Raw genomic sequence first — 3,292 nt, 5'->3', positions numbered from 1 at the left:
CTCTTTTAGCGTTTTTAGTAACCGTTCATTCTGCTCTTTAGAAAGATGGTTTTTTGCTGGCATAGGTGGCTGACAATAAAATAATTACTTCATCTCATATTATACAATCAAGCTGCGTAACAGCTTAGTAAAGATTAGCGAGGCTAATCTTTACTTAATTAGCATTTGAAGAGTTAACTTGACTTTAATTATGGGAACTATCATACATAAGAACTACCAAAATCTATTAGAAAACAACATTCAGACAAGTATTAATGTTTAAATTAATTGCTCACATCCCTGACTATAGTATTACAAGTTTAATTTATGAAGCTGCTGCCACAGTAATTTATCGAGCAGACTCCAAGGCTAACAGACATTCAGTTATTATCAAACTACTCAAAGCAGAGTATCCGACTATCAAAGAGATTGCTCAACTCAAGCACGAATACGAAATTATCCAAAACCTGAATATTGCAGGTATAATTAAAGCCCATGAATTAATCAGTTATGACAACGGCTACAATAATGGTCTAGCACTGGTTTTAGAAGACTTTAGTGGAGAAACTTTAAAACACCAAATATCTACTACAGGAATTGAACTGACAAAATTTCTTAATATTGCCGCTCAAATTACTGAAACTTTGGGAGAGTTACATACCCACCATATTATCCATAAGGATCTTAAGCCCGAAAACATTCTTTATAACCCCAATACCGAAAAAATAAAACTGATTGATTTCAGCATCGCCTCGCTGTTATCAAAAGAAAGCCCAGAAATTACTAGCCTCAACCTTGTAGAAGGAACACTGGCTTATATGTCGCCAGACCAAACCGGACGTATCAACCGAACCTTAGATTATCGTACAGATTTTTACTCATTAGGTGTCAGTTTCTACGAAATGCTGACGGGTCAACTTCCCTTCCCCAATGCTCAAGACTCAATGGAGTTGGTGCATTGTCACATTGCAAAAATTCCAGTAGCTCCGCACCAGATTAATTCTAATGTACCATTGGCAATCTCTGCGATCGCAATGAAACTTCTGAGCAAAACTGCTGAAGACCGTTATCAGAGTGCTTACGGGTTAAAGGCTGATTTAGAGCAAGCAACGATACAACTGCAAACAAAAGGTAGTATTGACCTTTTTAGCCTAGGCCAGCAGGATTTTTCGCATCAATTCCAAATAGCTCAAAAACTTTATGGTCGGGAAGTAGAAGTAGCAGCTTTAATGGCTGCCTTTGAAAAAGTTACCCTTGGTTCGAGCGAAGTTGTCTTAGTAGGAGGATATTCAGGTATCGGCAAATCCTCACTAGTTAACGAAGTTCATAAACCGATTGTCCGGCAGCGAGGTTACTTTATCGGTGGCAAATTTGACCAACTCAAGCGAGATATTCCTTATGCTTCTTTGATTCAAGCATTTCGAGAATTGATGCGACAGCTGTTAGCTGAAAGCCAAGCCAGAGTTGAGGTTTGGAAAAATAAATTACTACGAGCATTGGGAGTTAATGGTCAAGTTATTATTGATGTCATCCCGGAAGTAGAACTGATTCTTGGACAGCAAGCGCCTGTACCGCAGTTGGGGGTTGCTGAGTCTCAAAACCGTTTTAATCGGGTGTTTAAACAATTTATCCATGCCTTTACTGCTGTTGGACATCCCTTAGCGCTCTTTTATGACTCTGATTAAAGAAAAAAATATAGGTTGGGTTGAACAAAGTGAAACCCAACAAAACCAAGGATTTTTCGTGTTGGGTTTCGTCCCTCAACCCAACCTACTCGTAAATTTATCAAAGCCTTAAAAATCAAGGGTTCTGAATTTTTATTTAACGAGAGTAATAGAAGAGCGTTAGTACTGTTTTTAGATGACCTCCAATGGGCAGATGCCGCCTCTATCAACCTGGTCGAGAATCTGATGACTGACCCAGAAAGCCAGTATCTATTGCTGATTGGGGCTTACCGAGATAACGAAGTTAATGCCACCCATCCACTGATGTTAATGCTAGAGACAATTCAAGCATTTGGGGCAACGGTTGAAGAGTTACTTTTGAAGCCATTAGCTGCACCTCATATTACTCAACTTCTAACTGACACGTTCAATTGCGAATCATCTCAGGCAGAAACTTTAGCTGATTTGCTATTTCAAAAAACCCAAGGTAATCCCTTTTTCTTAACTCAGTTACTAAAAGTACTGCATCAAGATAATCTTTTGACATTTGATTATCGTTCGGGTTTCTGGCAGTGGGATCTCAACAGAATTCAGTCACAACCCATTACCGATAATGTGGTAGATTTAATGGTGAATAAAATTCAGAGATTGTCAGAACCAACGCAGCAAGTTTTACGATTAGCTGCTTGTGTTGGCAACCGATTTAATTTAGAAATTCTAGCTGTAGTCAACGAAAAATCTCCATCAGCAACAGCAATTGATTTATGGTCAGCTTTACGAGCCGGATTAATTCTTCCTTTGAGCGATACTTACAAAATTCCTCAGTTGTTAAATCAGTCGGAATTGGCAACATACTGCAATACTGCTGTACAAGTTGACTATAAATTTTTGCACGATCGCGTTCAGCAAGCTGCCTATTCTTTAATTCCAACCGACCAGCAAAAACAAGTACACCTGAAGGTGGGAAAATTACTATTACATAATACTGAAAAATCCCAATTAGAAGAACATATTTTCGAGATCGTCAACCATCTCAATGCTGGCAGCTCATTGATTGTGGAACCAGCAGAAAGATATGAACTGGCAGAATTAAATCTGAAAGCAGGTCAACGGGCAAAATCATCTTCGGCGTTTGTAACTGCACTCAAATTGCTAGAAACAGGGGTGAGTTATCTACCTGAAAATAGCTGGCAGGATAATTATTTACTCACGTTAACTTTATATTTACAATCTGGAGAAGCCGAATTTTTAAATGGAAAATATGAGGAAGCTTTGCTGATTTTTGAGCAGACTTTCAGCCAGGTTCAAACTACTCTTGATATGTGTCGGGTGAATGAATATCGGATTATGTGTTATCGGATGGAAAATGATTTAAACTCCGCATATAAAATTGGGCTAAATACCTTGGAACTTTTAGGCTTGGAGTTTACAGCTTATCCTGATGATGCATATCTGTTAGAAAAACTTAATCAAACCAAAAAAGTTATTGGCGATCGCACAACTTTTAGTCTCGCAGAACTACCAGGGTTAGCGCATCTCAAACTCTATTGACAGTTGGATTCTAGCAGAGAGTTAAGTTTGAGAAAGCCGCCGTCAAAACGGAAAGCATATACTGATCATTCATAGCGGCTCGCCGAGACTTTTGGCGA

2 protein-coding genes are annotated in these 3,292 nt (G+C 38.8%); both read left to right on the top strand.

Going from position 1 to position 3,292, the window contains the following annotated elements:
* Positions 1-254: 254 nt before the first annotated feature.
* Positions 255-1,664, top strand: a complete 1,410-nt coding sequence (locus CDG79_RS39815) for a serine/threonine protein kinase (RefSeq protein WP_094346953.1) — start codon at positions 255-257, stop codon at positions 1,662-1,664.
* A 51-nt stretch (positions 1,665-1,715) separates the two neighbouring features.
* Positions 1,716-3,194, top strand: a complete 1,479-nt coding sequence (locus CDG79_RS39810) for an ATP-binding protein (protein WP_333783017.1) — start codon at positions 1,716-1,718, stop codon at positions 3,192-3,194.
* Positions 3,195-3,292: the final 98 nt, after the last annotated feature.

Source organism: Nostoc sp. 'Peltigera membranacea cyanobiont' 232 (assembly GCF_002245985.1).
In the GTDB taxonomy this organism is placed as follows: domain Bacteria; phylum Cyanobacteriota; class Cyanobacteriia; order Cyanobacteriales; family Nostocaceae; genus Nostoc.
Note: the sequence above shows the minus strand (reverse complement) of the source record. Positions and strands in the feature narration are given on the sequence as shown.